The 17,258-nt window shown below is 69.7% G+C and carries 16 protein-coding genes; 11 read left to right on the top strand and 5 right to left on the bottom strand.

Translation table 11 applies throughout. From position 1 onward, the window contains the following. The first annotated feature begins 87 nt into the window (after window positions 1-87). Both galE and SM757_RS27305 read left to right on the top strand, forming a co-directional pair. A complete protein-coding gene (galE, locus tag SM757_RS27310; RefSeq protein ID WP_322467799.1) occupies window positions 88-1,110 on the top strand; it encodes a UDP-glucose 4-epimerase GalE in 1,023 nt (340 codons plus the stop codon). Beyond that, the gene (locus SM757_RS27305) at window positions 1,107-2,207 is read left to right on the top strand and encodes a UDP-glucose--hexose-1-phosphate uridylyltransferase (RefSeq protein ID WP_322467797.1); all 1,101 of its coding nucleotides are present in this window, start codon (window positions 1,107-1,109) and stop codon (window positions 2,205-2,207) included. Before galE ends, SM757_RS27305 begins: the two co-directional genes overlap by 4 nt. Window positions 2,208-2,258: 51 nt before the next feature. Here SM757_RS27305 and SM757_RS27300 read toward each other — a convergent pair whose 3' ends face one another. From SM757_RS27300 to SM757_RS27285, 4 genes are all read right to left on the bottom strand, one after another. Continuing rightward, window positions 2,259-3,683 carry an LLM class flavin-dependent oxidoreductase gene (locus SM757_RS27300; protein ID WP_322467796.1) on the bottom strand — a complete coding sequence of 475 codons (1,425 nt, stop codon included), beginning with the start codon at window positions 3,681-3,683 and terminating at the stop codon, window positions 2,259-2,261. Between the two features lie 203 nt (window positions 3,684-3,886). Then, on the bottom strand, window positions 3,887-5,089 hold the full coding sequence (locus SM757_RS27295) for a GNAT family N-acetyltransferase (protein WP_322467795.1): 1,203 nt from the start codon (window positions 5,087-5,089) through the stop codon (window positions 3,887-3,889). Between the two features lie 142 nt (window positions 5,090-5,231). After that, window positions 5,232-5,873, bottom strand: a complete 642-nt coding sequence (locus tag SM757_RS27290) for a hypothetical protein (RefSeq protein ID WP_322467794.1) — start codon at window positions 5,871-5,873, stop codon at window positions 5,232-5,234. Then, window positions 5,870-7,276 carry a selenium-binding protein SBP56-related protein gene (locus tag SM757_RS27285; RefSeq protein ID WP_322467793.1) on the bottom strand — a complete coding sequence of 469 codons (1,407 nt, stop codon included), beginning with the start codon at window positions 7,274-7,276 and terminating at the stop codon, window positions 5,870-5,872. The genes SM757_RS27290 and SM757_RS27285 overlap by 4 nt, the downstream gene beginning before the upstream one ends. A 182-nt stretch (window positions 7,277-7,458) precedes the next feature. Here SM757_RS27285 and SM757_RS27280 point away from each other — a divergent pair, with 182 nt between their 5' ends. Then, window positions 7,459-7,968: a hypothetical protein gene (locus tag SM757_RS27280; RefSeq protein ID WP_066340182.1), complete on the top strand. Its 510-nt coding sequence runs from the start codon at window positions 7,459-7,461 to the stop codon at window positions 7,966-7,968. A 112-nt stretch (window positions 7,969-8,080) separates the two neighbouring features. Here the strand turns inward: SM757_RS27280 and SM757_RS27275 are convergent, their stop codons facing one another. Then, window positions 8,081-9,436 carry an MFS transporter gene (locus tag SM757_RS27275; RefSeq protein WP_322467792.1) on the bottom strand — a complete coding sequence of 452 codons (1,356 nt, stop codon included), beginning with the start codon at window positions 9,434-9,436 and terminating at the stop codon, window positions 8,081-8,083. Window positions 9,437-9,577: 141 nt separating this feature from the next. Here SM757_RS27275 and cyoA point away from each other — a divergent pair, with 141 nt between their 5' ends. The 8 genes from cyoA (at window position 9,578) to SM757_RS27235 (ending at window position 17,209) form a co-directional block, all read left to right on the top strand. Continuing rightward, a complete protein-coding gene (cyoA, locus tag SM757_RS27270) occupies window positions 9,578-10,645 on the top strand; it encodes a ubiquinol oxidase subunit II (protein ID WP_322467791.1) in 1,068 nt (355 codons plus the stop codon). 63 nt (window positions 10,646-10,708) lie between these two features. Continuing rightward, window positions 10,709-12,766, top strand: coding sequence for a cytochrome o ubiquinol oxidase subunit I (gene cyoB / locus SM757_RS27265; RefSeq protein WP_322467790.1), 2,058 nt, complete (start codon window positions 10,709-10,711; stop codon window positions 12,764-12,766). Between the two features lie 30 nt (window positions 12,767-12,796). Next, window positions 12,797-13,459 (top strand): cytochrome o ubiquinol oxidase subunit III, encoded by a 663-nt coding sequence (gene cyoC / locus SM757_RS27260; RefSeq protein WP_084267751.1) that lies wholly within the window; start codon window positions 12,797-12,799, stop codon window positions 13,457-13,459. Next, window positions 13,456-13,872: a cytochrome o ubiquinol oxidase subunit IV gene (gene cyoD / locus SM757_RS27255; protein WP_322467789.1), complete on the top strand. Its 417-nt coding sequence runs from the start codon at window positions 13,456-13,458 to the stop codon at window positions 13,870-13,872. The genes cyoC and cyoD overlap by 4 nt, the downstream gene beginning before the upstream one ends. Window position 13,873: 1 nt before the next feature. Then, window positions 13,874-14,689: an SURF1 family protein gene (locus tag SM757_RS27250; protein ID WP_322467788.1), complete on the top strand. Its 816-nt coding sequence runs from the start codon at window positions 13,874-13,876 to the stop codon at window positions 14,687-14,689. Then, entirely contained in the window at window positions 14,676-16,034 is a 1,359-nt protein-coding gene (locus SM757_RS27245) for an ATP-binding protein (RefSeq protein WP_238455867.1), read from the top strand. The genes SM757_RS27250 and SM757_RS27245 overlap by 14 nt, the downstream gene beginning before the upstream one ends. Continuing rightward, window positions 16,024-16,560, top strand: coding sequence for a response regulator transcription factor (locus SM757_RS27240; RefSeq protein ID WP_322467787.1), 537 nt, complete (start codon window positions 16,024-16,026; stop codon window positions 16,558-16,560). The genes SM757_RS27245 and SM757_RS27240 overlap by 11 nt, the downstream gene beginning before the upstream one ends. A 124-nt stretch (window positions 16,561-16,684) precedes the next feature. Beyond that, window positions 16,685-17,209 (top strand): gamma carbonic anhydrase family protein, encoded by a 525-nt coding sequence (locus SM757_RS27235; RefSeq protein WP_066340131.1) that lies wholly within the window; start codon window positions 16,685-16,687, stop codon window positions 17,207-17,209. The last annotated feature ends 49 nt before the right edge of the window (window positions 17,210-17,258 follow it).

Genomic DNA, 17,258 nt, shown 5'->3' with positions numbered 1-17,258 from the left:
CGCGGCAAGGCCGGCGGCTTGCTGCAATCCTTCCGGCGCCCCGGACGGCGGGGCCGGCAAGGCGCCGCACGGCGCGTCTGGAAGGGAATGGCGTTCATGAACGTTCTGGTCACTGGAGGCACGGGCTACATCGGCAGCCTCACCAGCGTGCAACTGCTGGCGGCCGGGCAGCGCCCGGTGCTGCTGGACAACCTCAGCAACAGCAAGGCGGCGGTGCTGGATCGCATCGCCCAAGTCGCGGGCATGCGGCCGCGCTTCGTCCAGGGCGACGTGCGCGACCGCGCGCTGCTGGACAAGCTGCTGCGCGAGGAGCGCATCGAGGCCGTCATCCACTTTGCCGGGCTCAAGGCCGTGGGCGAGTCGGTGCAGATGCCGCTGGCCTACTACGACCACAACGTCCACGGCACGCTGGTGCTGCTGGAGGCGCTGCGCGAGGCGGGCGTGCGCACGCTGGTGTTCAGCTCCTCGGCCACGGTCTACGGCGACGCCGGGCAAATGCCGCTGTCGGAAGCCGCGCCCACGGCCGCCACCAACCCCTACGGCCGCAGCAAGCTCATGGTCGAGCAGATCCTGGGCGACCTGGCGGCGTCGGACCCCTCGTGGTCGCTCACCGCGCTGCGCTACTTCAACCCGGTGGGCGCGCACCCCAGCGGCCTCATGGGCGAGGACCCGCAGGGCATTCCCAACAACCTCATGCCCTTCATCGCCCAAGTGGCGGTTGGGCGGCGCGAGAAGCTGCGCGTCTTCGGCAACGACTACCCCACGCCGGACGGCACGGGCGTGCGCGACTACATCCACGTGCTGGACCTGGCCGACGGCCACCTGGCCGCTTTGGAGCACGGCCACGGCCGGGCGGGCCTGCACGTGTTCAACCTGGGCACGGGGCGCGGGCACAGCGTGCTGGAGATGCTGCAGGCCTTCGGCCGCGCCTGCGGCCGCGAGCTGCCTTACGAGCTGGCGCCGCGCCGCCCGGGCGACGTGGCCAACTGCTGGGCCGACCCGGCGCGCGCGCAGCAGGCGCTGGGCTGGCGCGCCCGCCGCGGGCTGGACGAGATGTGCGCCGACACCTGGCGCTGGCAGTCCATGAATCCGCAGGGGTACGCGGCATGAGCGGCGCGGATCCCACCCAGCCGTCGGCGACGGCGGCAGCGGCCTTCGACCCGGCCGAGCACTCGCACCGGCGGCGCAACGCGCTCACCGGGCGCTGGGTGCTGGTGTCGCCGCACCGCGGCAAGCGGCCCTGGCAGGGCCGGCAGGAGGCGCCGGCCGTGGCGGACCTGCCTGCCTACGACCCGGGCTGCTACCTCTGCCCGGGCAACCTGCGCGTGAGCGGCGAGCGCAACCCGGACTACCGCGGCACCTTCGTCTTCACCAACGACCACGCCGCGCTCATGCCCGCGGTGCCGGACGTGCCGCCGGACGCGGCGGGCGACGCCCTCTTCAGCGCCCAGGCCGCGCGCGGCACCAGCCGCGTGCTGTGCTTCTCGCCGGACCACTCGCGCACGCTGCCGCAGATGGACGTGCCCGCCATCGCGGGCGTGGTGGACGCCTGGTGCGAACAAAGCGCCGAGCTGGGCCGCGACTACGCCTGGGTGCAGGTGTTCGAGAACAAGGGCGAGCTCATGGGCTGCTCGCAGCCGCATCCGCACGGGCAGATCTGGGCCACGGACTTCGTCCCGGACGAGCCCGCCACCGAGGACGCGCGCCAGCGCGAGTACTTCGCCGAGCACGGCCGGCCGCTGCTGGCGGACGTGGCCGCGGCCGAGGAGGCCGCCGGCCAGCGCGTGGTGCTGCGCACCGAACACTGGCTGGCCGTGCTGCCCTTTTGGGCGACCTGGCCCTTCGAGACGCTGGTGCTGCCGCGCTTTGCGGTGCAGCGGCTGCCGCAACTGCAGCCGGCGCAGCGTGCGGACCTGGCGCTGCTGCTCAAGCGGCTCACCACGCGCTGCGACAACCTGTTCCGCTGCCCCTTCCCGTACTCCATGGGCTGGCACGGCGCGCCGTTCGACGACCGCGACCCGGCGCCGTGGCAGTTGCACGCGCATTTCTATCCGCCGCTGCTGCGCTCGGCGACGGTGCGCAAGTTCATGGTGGGTTTCGAGATGCTGGCCGAGGCGCAGCGCGATCTCACGCCGGAGCAGGCCGCCGCGCGGCTGCGCGCGCAAAGCGACGTTCACTACCTGGAAGGCGAAGGGCCGGCACCGTAGGCCACGGCGGCCGGCCCTTGCGAAGCGTGCTTGGCCCGGTGTCGAGGCGTGCTAAGGCGTTTGTCCCAGCGCCGGGCTGTCGGCGTGCGCGCCCGCTTCGCCGCGGGCCGGGGCGATGCGCACGCGGCGCGCCGTGTGCGAGGCGCTCAGCCGCGGCCCGCGGCTGAAAAGCTGCTCGCGCAGCGTGCCGCCGGCGTAGCCCTGGGCGTAGCGGCCGCGTTGCTGCAGCTCGGGGACGATCAGCTCCACCACGTCCTGCAGCGTCTCGTGGGCCAGCGCCCAACTGAGGTTGAAGCCGTCCACGCCGGTGGCGTCGGCCCACTGTTCGAGCTGGTCGGCCACCTGCGGCGGCGAGCCGACGATGACCGGCCCGCGCCCGCCCAAGCCGATGAAGCGCGCGGCCTCGCCCACCGTCCATTGCCGCCCGGGCTGGCCCTGGCTGAAGGCGGCCAGCGCGGTGCGCTCGGCGCTGGTGGCCACGGCTTCTATGGGCTCGTCGCGCGGGTGGCGGCTGAAGTCGATGCCGCTCCAGCCGGAGAGCAGGGCCAGCGCGCCTTCGACGTCCACGTGGCGCAGCAGGTCCATGTGCTTGTCCTGCGCCTGCGCGGCGGTGGGCGCGGTGATGACCAGCGCCTGGGTGTAGATGAGCACGTCCTCGCGCGTGCGGCCCGCGGCCGAGAGCGCCTGGCGCACCTGCTCCACCAGGCGGCGCACGACGGCGATGCTTGGGCCGCTGACGAAGATGGCTTCCGCATGCTGTGCCGCCAGCCGCGTGGCGCGCAGAGAGGTGCCGGCCTGTACCTGCAGCAGCGGCGTGCGCTGCGGCGAGGGCTCGCACAGGTGGATGCCGGGCACGTCGAAATGGCGACCGTGGTGGGCGATGGGATGGACCTTGGCCGGGTCCGTATACAGGCCGCCGCTGCGGTCGCGGCGCACGGCGTCGTCTTCCCAGCTTGCTTCCCAGAGCTTGTAGACGACCTCCAGGTACTCCTCGGCGATGTCGAAGCGCTCCTCGGCCGTGGGCGGATGGGCCAGGCCCATGTTGCGGTCGGCGCTGTCGAAGCAGCGCGTGGCGATGTTCCAGGCCACGCGCCCGCGCGTGAGGTGGTCCAGCGTCGAGAGGCGGCGGGCGAAGAGGTAGGGATGCTCGTAGGCCAGGGCGCTGGTGACGCCCAGGCCCAGGTGGCGCGTGGCCTGCGCCATGAGCGGGATGAGCGCCAGCGGGTCGTTGACGGGCAGTTGCACGCCGTGGCGCAGCGCGGCTTCGGGGCTGGCGGCGTAGACGTCGTTGGCGCCGAGCACGTCGGCGAAGAGCACGCCGTCGAAGACGCCGCGCTCCAGCAATTGCGCCAGCTCCACCCAGTGCCCGGGGTCGGTGTAGCGGTGGGAGAGGTCTCTGGGATGGCGCCAGAGGCCCGGCGCCTGGTGCGATGCCGCGTTCATCTGGAACGCGTTGAAGCGGATGCGGCGCGGCATGGGTTTACGGCTTGAGCAGGCCGCGCGAAGTCATGCAGGGCACGCGGTAGCGGATTTGGACTGTTGACTGCATTGGAATCTGTACGGATGAGGTGTTGCCACTCTAGGCAGCCGGCCGGGCCGCGACAACGACGCGTTTCGGCGATGAATATGCCTGTGCGCCTTCGGGCAATGCGGGGGCCAAAGCCGGCGTGCAGAGGCCTCTACTTGAAGGGGTTGCGCTCCCGCAGCTCATCCACGTAGTCCTGCATGCCCGCGCCCTCGCGCTCCAGGAAGTCGGCCACGGCGTCGGCGAATCGCGCGTCGGCCAGCCAGTGCGCGGACTGCGTGCGCACCGGCAGCAGCCCGCGCGCCATCTTGTGCTCGCCCTGCGCGCCGCCCTCAAACGCCACGTAGCCGTTTTCGATGCACCAGCGCAGCGGCTGGTAATAGCAGGCGTCGAAGTGCAGGCAGGCCACGGGCTCCACGCTGCCCCAGTAGCGGCCGAAGGCGCGCTTGCGCTCGGGGTCCAGCGCCAGCAGCGAGGCGGCGATCGGCTCGTCACCCCGGCGGGCGACGAAGAGCAGCCAGTGGCGCGGCAGGGTCTGCGCCACCTCGCCGAAGAACTCGCGCTCCAGGTAAGGTATGGAGCCGTGGGCCTGGTAGGTCAGGGTGTAGCAGCGGTAGAAGAAGTCCCAGAGGTCTTCGGTGATGGCCGTGCCCTCGTGCACCGTGAAATGCACGCCGGCCTCGGCGACGCGGCGCTGCTCCTGGGCGATCTTCTTGCGCTTTTCGCGCTGCAGGCTGCGAAGGAAGTCGTCGAAGCTGGCCCAGGGCGCGTCGGCGGGCTGCGTCCAGTGGAATTGCACGCCCTCGCGCAGCATCCAGCCGGCCTGGGCGAGCGCGGCGGCGTCGGCCTCGTCCATGAACAGCAGGTGGGCGGACGAGAGCTTTTGCTGCTTGGCCAGCGCCAGCACGGCTTGGGCGAGCAGGGCGCGGATGCTATCGTCGCGCGCCAGCAGCCGCGTGCCGGGCACGGGCGTGAAGGGTACGGCGCCCAGCAGCTTGGGGTAGTAGGCCAGGCCGTGGCGGCGGTAGGCGTCGGCCCAAGCCCAATCGAAGACGTACTCGCCGTAGGAATGGGTCTTGAGATAGAGCGGGGTGCCGCCCACGAGCTCGCCGGCGGCGTTCTCCACCGTCATGAAGCACGGCGCCCAACCCGTGCCGCGCACGGCGGAGCCGGAGCGGTGCAGCGCCAGCAGGTAGGCCGAGGACATGAAGGGCGTGGGCGAGGGTTGGGCTTGCAGCAGTGCGTCCCAGGCGGCGGCGTCGAGCTGCTGCGGACGCTCCAGCACGCGGATCACGAGGCCGTCGGCGGACGGCGCGGCGGGGGTCTTGACGGGGTTGCGGTCGCGGAAAGAGGCCATGGGGCGGATTCAACCGCAGGGCGAGCAGGCGTGCAGGCCGCCACGGCAGTGCCCCGACGAAAAGCCTGTTGGCGAGCGCCTGTCGGACAGCGCCGGTTGCCAGACGCCTGCCGGCCAGCCGACCCGGCGGCGTCTGTTTCGCCTACAGCGCCATCCCCACGCTGGCCGCGCCGGCCAGCACCAGGCTGGCGCCCCAGACGGCGTCCAGGTCCATCCAGCTGCGCGACAGCGTCCCCAGGCCCAGCCAGCGGTAGACGGCCCAAGCGGCGCCCAGGCCGGCGGCGAACATGGCGCCGGTGTGCACGGCGGCCACCGCGGCGGCCGCCGCGATGCCGGCCGCCGCGGGCAGCGGCGCCTGGGCCGCGGGCATGCACAGGCCCAGCGCGAAGGGCAGCAGCATCAGCCCCGCGCCGTGGGCCGTGGCCATGAGAAAGGACCACAGCGCCACCTGCGTGGGCCGCACGCGGGCCAGGCAGCGCGGATGGCGCCGGTTCACCAGCCGCCACGCGCCAAACGCCGCCACCAGCAGCCCGGCGCCGATGCGGATGGGCTGCTGCCACGCCAGCAGGCCGCTGGCCGCCGCGAAGGGCAGCAGCACCACGGCCATGGCCATGAGGTGGCCCGCGGCCAGCGGCAGCAGCGTGCCGAAGAGGGCTGCGGCGCGGTGCGCCATGAGGCCGTTGGCCACCGCCAGCGGCCAGCCCATGGCCGGATTGAGGCCGTGCCAGGCGCCCAGCGCGGCCACGGCCAGCCACAGGGCGGCGCCTTCGGTGGCGGTGTTCAAGCGCTGGGATAACAGAAGGAGTCGGTGGAGCAGTCGCCGCCTTCGAGCCGGATCTGGTGCGCGCCGTAGTCCGCGCCGAAGTCCAGGAGGAAGCGCTCGTCCAGCGTGAGGCCGCCCTCGGCGCCCACGTTGCACAGGGCCATCGCGCCGGGAATGCCGTCCGGGTAGAACTGCATGTCCCAGCGGCTGTAAAGGCCGTTGGTGAAGTAGACGCGTTGTCCGTCGCGGCTGATCTCCGTCATCTGCGGCGCGCCGGCAAAGCGCCGGCCGCTGGGATGCGGCGCACGGGCGGCCATGCCGCCCAAGCGCACGCTGCCCGTGAGCTTGGGCGACATCGGGTCCGTCACGTCGTACTGGCGCAGCTCGCCCGTGCCCCAGCAGGCGGCGTAGAGGAAGCGGTCGTCCAGCGAGAGGTCGATGTCGCTGACCAGCGGCGGCGCGGCGCCAAAGCCCTGCAGCAGCGGCGGCAGCAGTGCCTTGTCGGCCGGCTCCGGCGGGATGGTGGCAGTCTTCCTCGCGTGGAACCGGCCCCCTTCGCGCCACCAGGTCCAGATGGAGGCTTCGAGGTTGGTGGTGTCCACCACCACGCCGACGAAGCCGTATTCGCGCGAGGGGTCGTGCGCCGGGCGCACTTCCAGCGGCATCTGGTGGTTGGCGCCCAGGTCTATAGTCTGCAGATGCCGGCGCCCGCGCAGATCCCAGAAGTGCAGGCGGTGGCCGTAGCGGTTGGACAGCAAGTCCTCGGGGACGATGCCGTTCTCGAACTGCGGAGGGCGGCCCCACTCGCTGCTGACCATCCAGTCACGCGGCAGGTTCCACCAGAAGTCGTAGTGCAGCTTCTGCGGGCCGCGCTCGATTTCCCACTGGCCGCGCAGCTCGAAGCTCTCGCAATCGAGGACGAAGATGCCCGCGGGCCCGTCCGTGCCGTCCTTGCCGCCGCCGCCCAGGGTGCTGATGTAGACGCCCTCCGGTCCGCAGTGCACGGTGTGCGGGCGCGAGTAGCCGGTCTTCCTGAGCACTTCCGCGGGCTCGATGACCTTGGCGATGGTGGGCCGGCGCGGGTCCGGCTCGGTGTCGATGATGTACAGGCGCGAGGAGCGTATGCCCGGCACGACCAGGTAGCGCCGGCGCAGGAAGGCGTGGCCGGAGAGCGGCGACAGCGCCGAGGAACAGGCGTTCCAGCCGAAGTGGTGGAACTCGTCGCCCTGGTAGGGCATGTCCAGCCGGTAAATCAGGCTGCCGTAGCCGGGAGATTGCGGATCGACGTCCACCACGGCGATGGCGTCCGGCCGGCTGGCATCCGGCGACAGCAGCGCGGTGTAGGCGATGCGCTCGCGCGGTGCCTCCATGGCCAGGCGCGGCGAGGGGTGGAAGGTCGGATCGGGGCGCAGCGTTTCAAGCATGGCGGACCTCCAGGGTTTGCTGTGCGCAAAGTCCCCCATGGTCTCCCTGAGGGACGCGCTGTCAAGGCGGCCCGACCAAGCAAGCTCATGCGCAAGGCGCTTCTTGACCATGAAGATGCAAAATCAACCAGTAAGAGGCCTGCCGTGCCTTCGGACATCGAGGCGCCGTTACGATGGCGGGCATGGCATTCGATCTGAAACATGAAGACGTGGCGGCGGCCGGCGACGAGGCCGAGTCCGTGCACGAGGCGCTGCTGTGGCGCGACAACGGCTGGACGGCCAAGGTCGTCAAGAACGAGGAGGACGACGGCTGGGCCGTGGCCATGACGCGCGACGGCGAGTCCGAGCCCGCGCTGGTGGGCCCGTGGACCATGGGCCGCGACAAGAAGAACCCCAAGCCGCTGGACGTCAACGCCTTCAACGTGCTGGTGAAGACGGCCAGCGAGGTGCTGCGCCGCGCCGAGCAGCACCGCCATGCGCTGCTGAACAAGAACGTCACCGTCAGCGGCGAGGACGGCACGGTGACCGTGGCGCTGGAGATCGTCCCGGACGAATACGAGCCCTATGCCGTGCTGTCGGCGCGCGACGCCTTCGGCGAGGAGCTCGCCAGCGTGCGCGTGCGGCCTGACTTCAAGTTGAACTCGGCCAGCGCCTCGGCCTGGGTCGAAGGCGGTTTTACAAAGCCGCGTTGAGGCTGCGGCTCGTTTTGCGAGCCCCAAAGCGAAGCGGCCGGTGCTGGGAGGCACCGGCCGCTTTGTCGTTTTGGTTGGGCGTCCGGCGAACCGGACACTTCTCAAGTGAGCTTCAGTCCCTGGCTGCCGCCAGCGTCTTGTTCAGCCGCAGCGCCAGCAGCGTGCAGATCGTGCCGGAGAGCAGGTAGAAGCTGACCGCGCCCAGGCCGAAGCGCTCCGACAGGCCCAGTGCCACCAGCGGAGCGAAGGCCGCGCCGATGAGCCAGGCGGTGTCGGCCGTCAGCGCCGCGCCGGTATAGCGGAACTGGGGCAGGAAGTTGGAGGTCACCGACCCCGACGACTGGCCGTAGGACAGGCCCAGCAGGACGAAGCCCACGAGGACGAAGGCAGCCTGGCCCTTGGCGTCGCCGCCCAGCAGGAAGGGCGCGGCGAAGCCGAAGATACCGATCAGCACCGCCAGCGTGCCCAGCGTGCTGCGCCGACCGATGCGGTTGGCGATGAGGCCGGACACCGGCATGGCCGCGGCGGCCAGCAGCGCGCCGACGATCTGCACCTCCAGGAAGTTACCAATGGACTCCTGCGTGCGCAGCATGATCCACGACAGCGGGAACACCGTGACGATGTGGAAGAGGGCGAAGCTTGCCAGCGCCGCGAAGGCGCCGATGAAGATGTTGGCGCCCTGGCCCTGGCCGCTGCTGGCCAGGTCGCGCACGCGGCAAGGCTCCAACTCATGCGCCTGCAGCGCGCTCTCGTACTCGTGCGTCACCACCAGACGCAGCCGCGCGAACGTGGCCACCACGTTGATCGCGAAGGCCACGTAGAAGGGGAAGCGCCAGCCCCATTCCACGAAGTCCTGCGTCGAGAGGTTGTTCCACAGAAAGGCAAAGAGGCTCGCGGCGATGAGAAAGCCCAGCGGCGCGCCCAACTGCCCAAGCATCGCGTACCAGCCGCGGCGGTTCTCAGGCGCGTTGATGGCCAGCAGCGAGGGCAGGCCGTCCCAGGTCGCGCCCAGCGCGATGCCCTGCATCACGCGGAACACCGCCAGCAGGATCACGGCTGACATGCCCAGGCGCTGGAAGTCCGGCAGGAAGGCGATGCCCGCCGTGGCCGTGCCCAGCAGCAGCATGGCCGCGCCCAGCTTGTAGCTGCGGCCAAAGCGCCGCTGTATGGCCATGCCCAGCAGCGTGCCCAGCGGCCGCACCAAGAAGGCCAGGGCGAACACCGTGAACCCGTAAAGCGTACCGACCAGGCGGTTCTCGGCGAACGGAAAGTACACGGCCGGGAAGGCCAGCACGCACGCCAGGCCAAAGACGAAGAAGTCGAAATATTCCGACGCCCGCCCAACCACCACCCCGACGGCGATGTCGCCTGGCGCCACGCCGGTGTGGTCCGGTGTCGCATTCCCGGGTTTGCCGCTGAAGCCCTGAGGCGGGATCGGCGGTTGCTGCGGCCGCAAAAGCGGGTTCATGGATGGGGCTGCGGTATGTGTCATGGCGCAAAGATGAGTGACCGTGCTGGGACAATATGTCCAATCGTTGACCCACATCAAGCAGGCTACATTCCCGCGCGTTGCGCAAAAGCCTCCCCGGCGCCCGCCTGGAAGTTCTCGATGACCACCAAGCTCCCTCACCGTACCACCCCGCGGCTTGCCGCGCTCTCGCTGTTAGCCCTGATGCTGGGCGGCTGCAACATGGTGGTGTTGCACCCCTCCGGCGACATCGCCTCGCAGCAGGCGGACCTTGTCCGCACGGCGACCTACCTGATGCTGCTGATCATCGTCCCGGTGATCGCGCTGACGCTGCTGTTCGCCTGGCGCTACCGCGCCAAGGCCCAGGCGGCGTATACGCCCGACTGGGACCACTCCACGCGGCTGGAACTGGTGATCTGGGGCGCGCCGCTGCTCATCATCATCGCGCTGGGCGCGGTGACCTGGATCAGCACCCACAAGCTCGATCCCTTCCGCCCGCTGGAGCGCATCGACGCGCAGCGCCCGCTGCCCGCGGACCACAAGCCGCTGGTGGTGCAGGTCGTGGCGCTGGACTGGAAGTGGCTCTTCATCTACCCCGAGCAGGGCGTGGCCACGGTCAATGAGCTGGCCGCCCCGGTGGACCGGCCCATTCGCTTCCACATCAGCTCCTCCACGGTGATGAACACCTTCTACGTGCCGGCGCTGGCGGGAATGATCTACGCCATGCCCGGCATGGAGAGCCAGCTCCACGCCGTGATCAACCAGCCCGGCGAGTACCAGGGCCTGTCGGCCAACTACAGCGGCGACGGCTTCTCTTATATGCGCTTCAAGTTCCACGGCCTGTCGGACGCCGACTTCAACGCCTGGGTCGAGCGCAACCGCAGCGAAGGCAAGGGCCAGGTGCTCAACCGCGAGACCTACCTGAAGCTGGAGCAGCCCAGCGAGCGCGAGCCCGTGCGCCGCTTCGGCCAGGTCGAGGCCAAGCTCTTCGACGCCGTGGTGGGCCGCTGCGTGGACAGCGCCAAGATGTGCATGCACCAGATGATGGCCATCGACGCTGCCGGCGGCGGCGGCAAGGGCGGCATCGCCGGCGTCACGCAGCGCTCCTGGCGCGATGGCGAGCGCACCGCCGTGGCCTCCCTGTGCACCGCCACCAACCTCTACGGCCAAGCCGATCCGCTGCGCTACATCGCCACCGCGCAGCCCTGAAGCAGCGCTCCCTCAAGACCACAAGACGCGACGAAGCTTCCCGCTTTTTCAGGAAGACCCCAGATGACTGCTGATCCAAGAGAAGAGGCCGGGCTGCTGCTCGGCCGCCTGGGCTGGGATGACATTCCCCTGCACGAACCCATCCTGCTGGCCACCTTTGCCGCCGTCGTCCTCGGCGGCCTGGTGGTCATGCTGGCGATGACGAAATACCGCCTGTGGGGCCCGCTGTGGCGTGACTGGGTCACCAGCATCGACCACAAGAAGATCGGCATCATGTACATGATCCTGGGCGTGGTGATGCTGCTTCGCGGCTTTGCCGACGCCCTGATGATGCGCACGCACCAGGCCATGTCCTTCGGCGACAGCATGGGCTACCTGCCGCCGCACCACTACGACCAGGTGTTCACGGCGCACGGCGTGATCATGATCTTCTTCGTGGCGATGCCCTTCGTCACCGGGTTCATGAACTACGTGGTGCCGCTGCAGATCGGCGCGCGCGACGTGGCCTTCCCCTTCCTGAACAACTTCAGCTTCTGGATGACCGCCGGCGGCGCGGGCCTGATCATGGCCTCGCTGTTCGTGGGCGAATTCGCCCGCACCGGCTGGCTGGCCTTCCCGCCGCTGTCGGGCATCGATGCCAGTCCGGGCGTGGGGGTGGACTACTACCTCTGGGCCTTGCAGGTGGCCGGCGTGGGGACCACGCTATCGGGCATCAACCTGATCGCCACCATCGTCAAGATGCGCGCGCCGGGCATGACGCTGATGAAGATGCCTATCTTCACCTGGACGTCGCTGTGCACCAACGTCCTCATCGTGGTCTCCTTCCCCGTGCTGACCGCGACGCTGGCGCTGCTGACCTTGGACCGTTACGTGGGCACCAACTTCTTCACGAACGATCTGGGCGGCAACCCCATGATGTACGTGAACCTGATCTGGATCTGGGGCCACCCCGAGGTCTACATCCTGGTGCTGCCGGCCTTCGGCATCTTCTCCGAAGTCACGGCCACGTTCTGCCGCAAGAAGCTCTTCGGCTACGCCTCCATGGTGTACGCCACCGTGGTGATCACGGTGCTGTCCTACCTGGTGTGGTTGCACCACTTCTTCACCATGGGGTCGGGCGCCAGCGTCAACTCGTTCTTCGGCATCACCACGATGATCATCTCGATCCCGACAGGGGCCAAGATTTTCAACTGGCTGTTCACGATGTACCGCGGGCGCATCACCTTCGAGCTGCCGATGATGTGGACGGTGGCCTTCATGATCACCTTCGTGATCGGCGGCATGACGGGCGTGCTGCTGGCCGTGCCGCCGGCGGACTTCGTGCTGCACAACAGCCTGTTCCTGATCGCGCACTTCCACAACGTGATCATCGGCGGCGTGGTGTTCGCCGTGTTTGCCGGCATCAACTACTGGTTCCCCAAGGCCTTCGGCTTCAAGCTCAACCAGTTCTGGGGCAAGGTCTCGTTCTGGTGCTGGTCCATCGGCTTCTGGGTGGCCTTCATCCCGCCTTACGTGCTGGGCCTCATGGGCGTGACGCGCCGCATGAGCCACTTCGACGACCCGACGCAGCGCCCCTGGTTCATCGTCTCGGCCTTCGGCACCATCATGATCGCCGCCGGCATCGGCGCCTTCATCCTGCAGATCGCCGTGAGCATCTACAAGCGCAAGGAACTGCGCGACGCCACGGGCGACGCCTGGGACGCGCGCACGCTGGAGTGGTCCACGTCGTCGCCCCCGCCGGCCTACAACTTCGCCTTCACCCCCGTGGTGCATGAGCAGGACGCCTGGTACGACATGAAGCAGCGCGGCTTCAAGCGCCCGGTGGAAGCCTTCCAGGCCATCCACATGCCCTCCAACACCGCCGCGGGCTTCGTGATCGCCATGCTCTCCACGGTGCTGGGCTTCGCGCTGATCTGGCACATGTGGCTGGTCGCCGGCGTGGCCTTCGCCGCCGTCGTGCTGTCCTCCATCGTCCACACCTTCAACTACAAGCGTGACTACTACATCCCGGCCGAGGAAGTGGCCCGCACCGAAGCCGAGCGCACCCGTGCCCTGACGGCCATCGAGGCAGGCCAGGCCGACCGGTCCCAAGCCGGCCTGAACCGTCCGGCCACCGCCTGAGGCCTGTACGGCACGGAACACACGACCACCATGCAAAGCCACTCCTCTACCTTGACCCCCGGCCTGGGCGGCGGCGCCCCCGTGGGCGTCGGTACCGACCAATCGCCGCGCTTCTACGACGACGGCACGCACCACCCCGAGCAGGGCACGCTGCTGGGTTTCTGGCTGTACCTGATGAGCGACAGCCTGATCTTCGCCGTGCTGTTCGCCGTGTACGCGGTGCAGGGCCGGGCCTATGCCGCCGGTCCCTCCGGCGCGGACCTGTTCGACCTCAAGCTCGTGGGCGTGAACACGGCGCTGCTGCTGCTGTCGTCCATCACCTACGGCTTCGCGATGATCTCCATGCAGAACCGCCGCAAGGGCGGCGTGCTGATGTGGCTGGCCATCACGGGACTGCTGGGCCTGGGCTTCCTGGGCATCGAGCTCTACGAGTTCCAGCACCTCATCCACGAGGGCGCGGGCCCGCAGCGCAGCGCCTTCCTGTCCTCCTTCTTCGCGCTGGTGGGCACGCACGGCCTGCACGTGACCTTCGGCACCATCTGGCTGGTCACGCTGATGTTCCAGGTGGGCAAGTCGGGCCTCATCCCCGCCAACCGCCGCCGCCTCATCTGCCTGTCCATGTTCTGGCACTTCCTGGACGTGATCTGGATCGGCGTCTTCACCTTCGTTTACCTGATGGGAGTGCTGCCGTGAGCCAGGCGCATACGCAACCGCACAACGACCTGGGCCACGACCACGTGCACGACCACGGCCACGATGACCATGGCGACGACGGCTACCACGCCACCGTCGGCGGCTACGTCAAGGGCTTCATCCTGGCCGTCCTCCTCACCGTCATCCCGTTCTGGCTGGTGATGGGCAAGGTGTTCCAGTCGCCCACCACGACGACGCTGGTCCTCCTGGCCTTCGCCGCGGTGCAGATCGTGGTCCACATGATCTACTTCCTGCACCTGAATTCGAAGGCGGAAGGCGGCTGGACCATGCTGTCGCTGATCTTCACCGTGGTGCTGCTGGTGATCATGCTGGTGGGCTCCATCTGGGTCATGTTCCACCTGAACACCAACCTCATGGACATGCCCAGACACGAGACCACGCAGAACCCCTGACGTGACGCGGGAAGACGCTTCTCTCCCTCGTGGGCCGCGCAGCCGCGGCGCCCTGGTGGCGCTGATGGCGGGCGCGGCCCTGTTGCTTGCGGGTTTCCTGGCGCTGGGGACCTGGCAGGTGCAGCGCCTGGCCTGGAAGCGCGAGCTCATCGCCCGCGTCGAGCAGCGGCTGCAGGCCGCGCCCGTGCCGGCGCCGGGCCCAAGCGACTGGCCCACGCTCAACCGCGAGGACTACGAGTACCGCCGCGTCGGCGTGCGCGGCACCTACGCCCACGAGCTGGAAACACTGGTGCGCGCCAGTACCGAGCTGGGCACGGGCTACTGGGTGCTCACCCCGCTGCGCACCGAGCGCGGCTACTGGCTGCTGGTCAACCGCGGCTTCATTCCACCGGAAATGCGCGCGCGCGAAGTGCGGGGCCCCGAGCCGCAGGGCGAGCAAACCGTTGCCGGCCTGCTGCGCCTGTCCGAACCCGAAGGCAGCCTGCTGCAGAAGAACGCGCCGGCTGAAGCGCGCTGGTACTCGCGCGACGTGGCCGCCATCGCCGCCGCGCGTGACCTGGGCGGCGTTGGGCGCACCGGCGCCGTGGCGCCATACTTCGTGGACGCCTCCACCGCCCCCGGCGCCCCGGCCGACGCCTGGCCGCGCGCGGGCCTCACCGTTGTGAAGTTCAGCAACAACCACCTCTCCTACGCCATCACCTGGTACGCGCTGGCGGCCATGGTGGCCGCGGCCGCCCTCTACCTGCTGCGCTGCGAGCGCCGGTTGCGCGACGCGCACGCCCCAGCGGCTTCCGCCCTGCACCGTGGCGGCGACTGAGGGGCCGCTGCCGGCGCCCGTGGCCGCGGCGGACACGGAGGCCGGGCAGGCCGACGCCGGACGCGCCGAGCACCTGGCCGGGCGCAAGAACCTCGTGCAGCTCGTGCAGCTGCGCTGGCTGGCCGTGGGCGGGCAACTGCTCACCATCCTGGCCGTGCGCTACGTGCTGGGCCTGCGGCTGCCCTTGGGCGAGATGCTGGCGCTGCTGGGCGCGCTGGCGTTCTTCAACGTGGTGAGCGCCGTGCGCAGCCGCGCCGCGCACAACGTGGACGACAAGGAGCTCTTTGCCGGGCTGCTGGTGGACGTCACCGTGCTCTCCGGCCAGCTCTACTACAGCGGCGGCGTCACCAACCCCTTCATCTTCCTGTTCCTGCTGCAGGTGGTGGTGGCCACCGTGCTGCTCAAGCCGCGCTACAGCTGGGCCATGGTGCTGCTCACCGGTGGCTGCTTCGTCGCGCTCACGCAGTGGCACCGCCCGCTGGACCTGCCCGGGCTGGAGCAGGCCCTGTCCGTGCACTACGTGGGCGGGCTGCTGCTGTGCTTCGCACTGGTGGCCTCGCTGCTGGTGCTGTTCGTGGGCCGCATAGAGCGCAACCTGCGCCAGCGCGACGAGCGGCTGGCCAACCTGCGCCAGCGCGCGGCCGAGGAGGAGCACATCGTGCGCATCGGCCTGCTGGCCTCCGGCGCCGCGCACGAGCTGGGCACGCCGCTGGCCACGCTGTCGGTCATCCTGGGCGACTGGTCGCGCATGGCCGTGTTTGCCGGCGAGCCGGAGCTGCGCGAGGAGATCGAGGAGATGCAGGTGCAGATACAGCGCTGCAAGCGCATCGTCAGCGGCATCCTGCTCGCCGCGGGCGAAACGCGCGGCGAGGCACCGGTGGAAACCACGCTGCACGCCTTCCTGGACGACTTCGTGGCCCAGTGGCGGCGCACCCGCCCCGCGCCCGGCCTGGACTACCGGCGCGAGGGCGTGCCGGACCTGCTCATCGTTTCCGACACCGCGCTGCAGCAAATGATAGGCAACGTGCTGGACAACGCCCTGGAGGCCGCACCCGGCGCCGAGCCCACGCTGTGGGTGCAGTGCGAGGACGACGAGCTGCTGCTGCGCGTGCTCGACCGCGGCCCCGGCTTTGCGCGCGAGATGCTCGCGCAACTGGGCAAGCCCTACCAATCCAGCAAGGGCCGCCCCGGCGGCGGCCTGGGCCTCTTTCTTTCCGTCAACGTCGCGCGCCTGTTGGGCGGGCGGCTGCAGGCGCGCAACCGCGACGGCGGCGGCGCCGAGGTGATCATCCGATTGCCCCTTGCGGCTTTGGCCCTGCGTGAACAATCCGGCCATGGACACTGAACGCCAACTCCTGATCGTCGAGGACGACGCGGCCTTTGCCCGCACGCTCTACCGCTCCTTCGAACGCCGCGGCTACCGGGTGGTGCGCGCGTCCAGCCTGGCCGAGGTGCAAACCCTGCTGCAGGCCGAGCGCCCCGGCTACGCCGTGGTGGACTTGAAGCTCAGCGGCGGCGCCTCCGGGCTGGCCTGCGTGCAGTACCTGCACGAGCAGGACCCGGACATGGTCATCGTCGTCCTCACCGGCTACGCCAGCATCGCCACCGCCGTGGAGGCCATCAAGCTCGGCGCGCGCCACTACCTGGCCAAGCCCGCCAACACCGACGACATCGAGACCGCCTTCGGCCGCGACCAGGGCAACGCCGACGTGGAGCTCACCGCCCGCGCCACCTCGCTCAAGACGCTGGAGTGGGAGCGCATCCACGAGACGCTGGCCGACACCGGCTTCAACATCTCCGAGACCGCCCGCCGCCTGGGCCTGCACCGGCGCACCCTCACGCGCAAGCTGGAAAAGCAGCGCGTGAAGTAGGCGCGGCGCGCGGCAGGGGCCGCGGCGGCTGGGATACTTCCAGCCCTGGCCGCCTTGCGGCCGCCCCCCACTTGAACCGCGCCCGCCCAAAAAGAAGCGCGCCGGCGCCTGAAAGGATTCACCGATGCCGCTGTACCGCCTGGGCGACAAGGCCCCTTGCGTTGATGCCACCGCCTTCGTCGCCCCCGACGCCACGCTGGTGGGCGACGTGCAGCTCGGCCCGCAGGCCAGCGTGTGGTTCCAGGCCGTGGCCCGCGGCGACAACGAGCCCATACGCATAGGCGCATCGTCCAACGTGCAGGAAGGCGCCGTCCTGCACGCGGACCCCGGTTATCCGCTCACCATCGGCGAGCGCGTCACCGTCGGCCACCAGGCCATGCTGCACGGCTGCACCATTGGCGAGGGCTCGCTCATAGGCATACAGGCGGTGGTGCTCAACGGCGCCAGAATCGGCAAGCAGTGCCTGGTGGGCGCGGGCGCCATCGTCACCGAGGGCAAGGAGTTTCCGGACCGCAGCCTCATCCTGGGCGCGCCGGCCAGGGTGGTGCGCCAGCTCAGCGACGAGGACGTCGCCCGCCTGGAGCGCGCCGCCGCCGTCTACGTGGACCGGGGCGCCCAATTCGCCACGCAACTGGAGCGCGTGGGCTGATCCACCGCCGCGGCGGCCGGCTCCGAAGCCGCCACGTTTTTGGGTCAAC

Source organism: Azohydromonas lata, from assembly GCF_034427735.1.
In the GTDB taxonomy this organism is placed as follows: Bacteria; Pseudomonadota; Gammaproteobacteria; order Burkholderiales; family Burkholderiaceae_C; genus Azohydromonas; species Azohydromonas lata.
The sequence above is the reverse complement of the archived record's forward strand: the minus strand, read 5'-3'. Positions and strand labels throughout refer to the sequence as shown.

What these genes read in the sequence shown, in the direction of transcription:
- SM757_RS27285 (WP_322467793.1), bottom strand. Translation starts at nt 7,276, where the DNA reads ATGCTTGAAACGCTGCGCCCCGATCCGACCTTCCACCCCTCGCCGCGC.
- SM757_RS27300 (WP_322467796.1), bottom strand. Translation starts at nt 3,683, where the DNA reads ATGCCGCGCCGCATCCGCTTCAACGCGTTCCAGATGAACGCGGCATCG.
- SM757_RS27275 (WP_322467792.1), bottom strand. Translation starts at nt 9,436, where the DNA reads ATGAACCCGCTTTTGCGGCCGCAGCAACCGCCGATCCCGCCTCAGGGC.
- cyoC (WP_084267751.1), top strand. Translation starts at nt 12,797, where the DNA reads ATGCAAAGCCACTCCTCTACCTTGACCCCCGGCCTGGGCGGCGGCGCC.
- SM757_RS27235 (WP_066340131.1), top strand. Translation starts at nt 16,685, where the DNA reads ATGCCGCTGTACCGCCTGGGCGACAAGGCCCCTTGCGTTGATGCCACC.
- SM757_RS27295 (WP_322467795.1), bottom strand. Translation starts at nt 5,089, where the DNA reads ATGGCCTCTTTCCGCGACCGCAACCCCGTCAAGACCCCCGCCGCGCCG.
- SM757_RS27240 (WP_322467787.1), top strand. Translation starts at nt 16,024, where the DNA reads ATGGACACTGAACGCCAACTCCTGATCGTCGAGGACGACGCGGCCTTT.
- SM757_RS27280 (WP_066340182.1), top strand. Translation starts at nt 7,459, where the DNA reads ATGGCATTCGATCTGAAACATGAAGACGTGGCGGCGGCCGGCGACGAG.
- cyoA (WP_322467791.1), top strand. Translation starts at nt 9,578, where the DNA reads ATGACCACCAAGCTCCCTCACCGTACCACCCCGCGGCTTGCCGCGCTC.
- galE (WP_322467799.1), top strand. Translation starts at nt 88, where the DNA reads ATGGCGTTCATGAACGTTCTGGTCACTGGAGGCACGGGCTACATCGGC.
- SM757_RS27305 (WP_322467797.1), top strand. Translation starts at nt 1,107, where the DNA reads ATGAGCGGCGCGGATCCCACCCAGCCGTCGGCGACGGCGGCAGCGGCC.
- cyoB (WP_322467790.1), top strand. Translation starts at nt 10,709, where the DNA reads ATGACTGCTGATCCAAGAGAAGAGGCCGGGCTGCTGCTCGGCCGCCTG.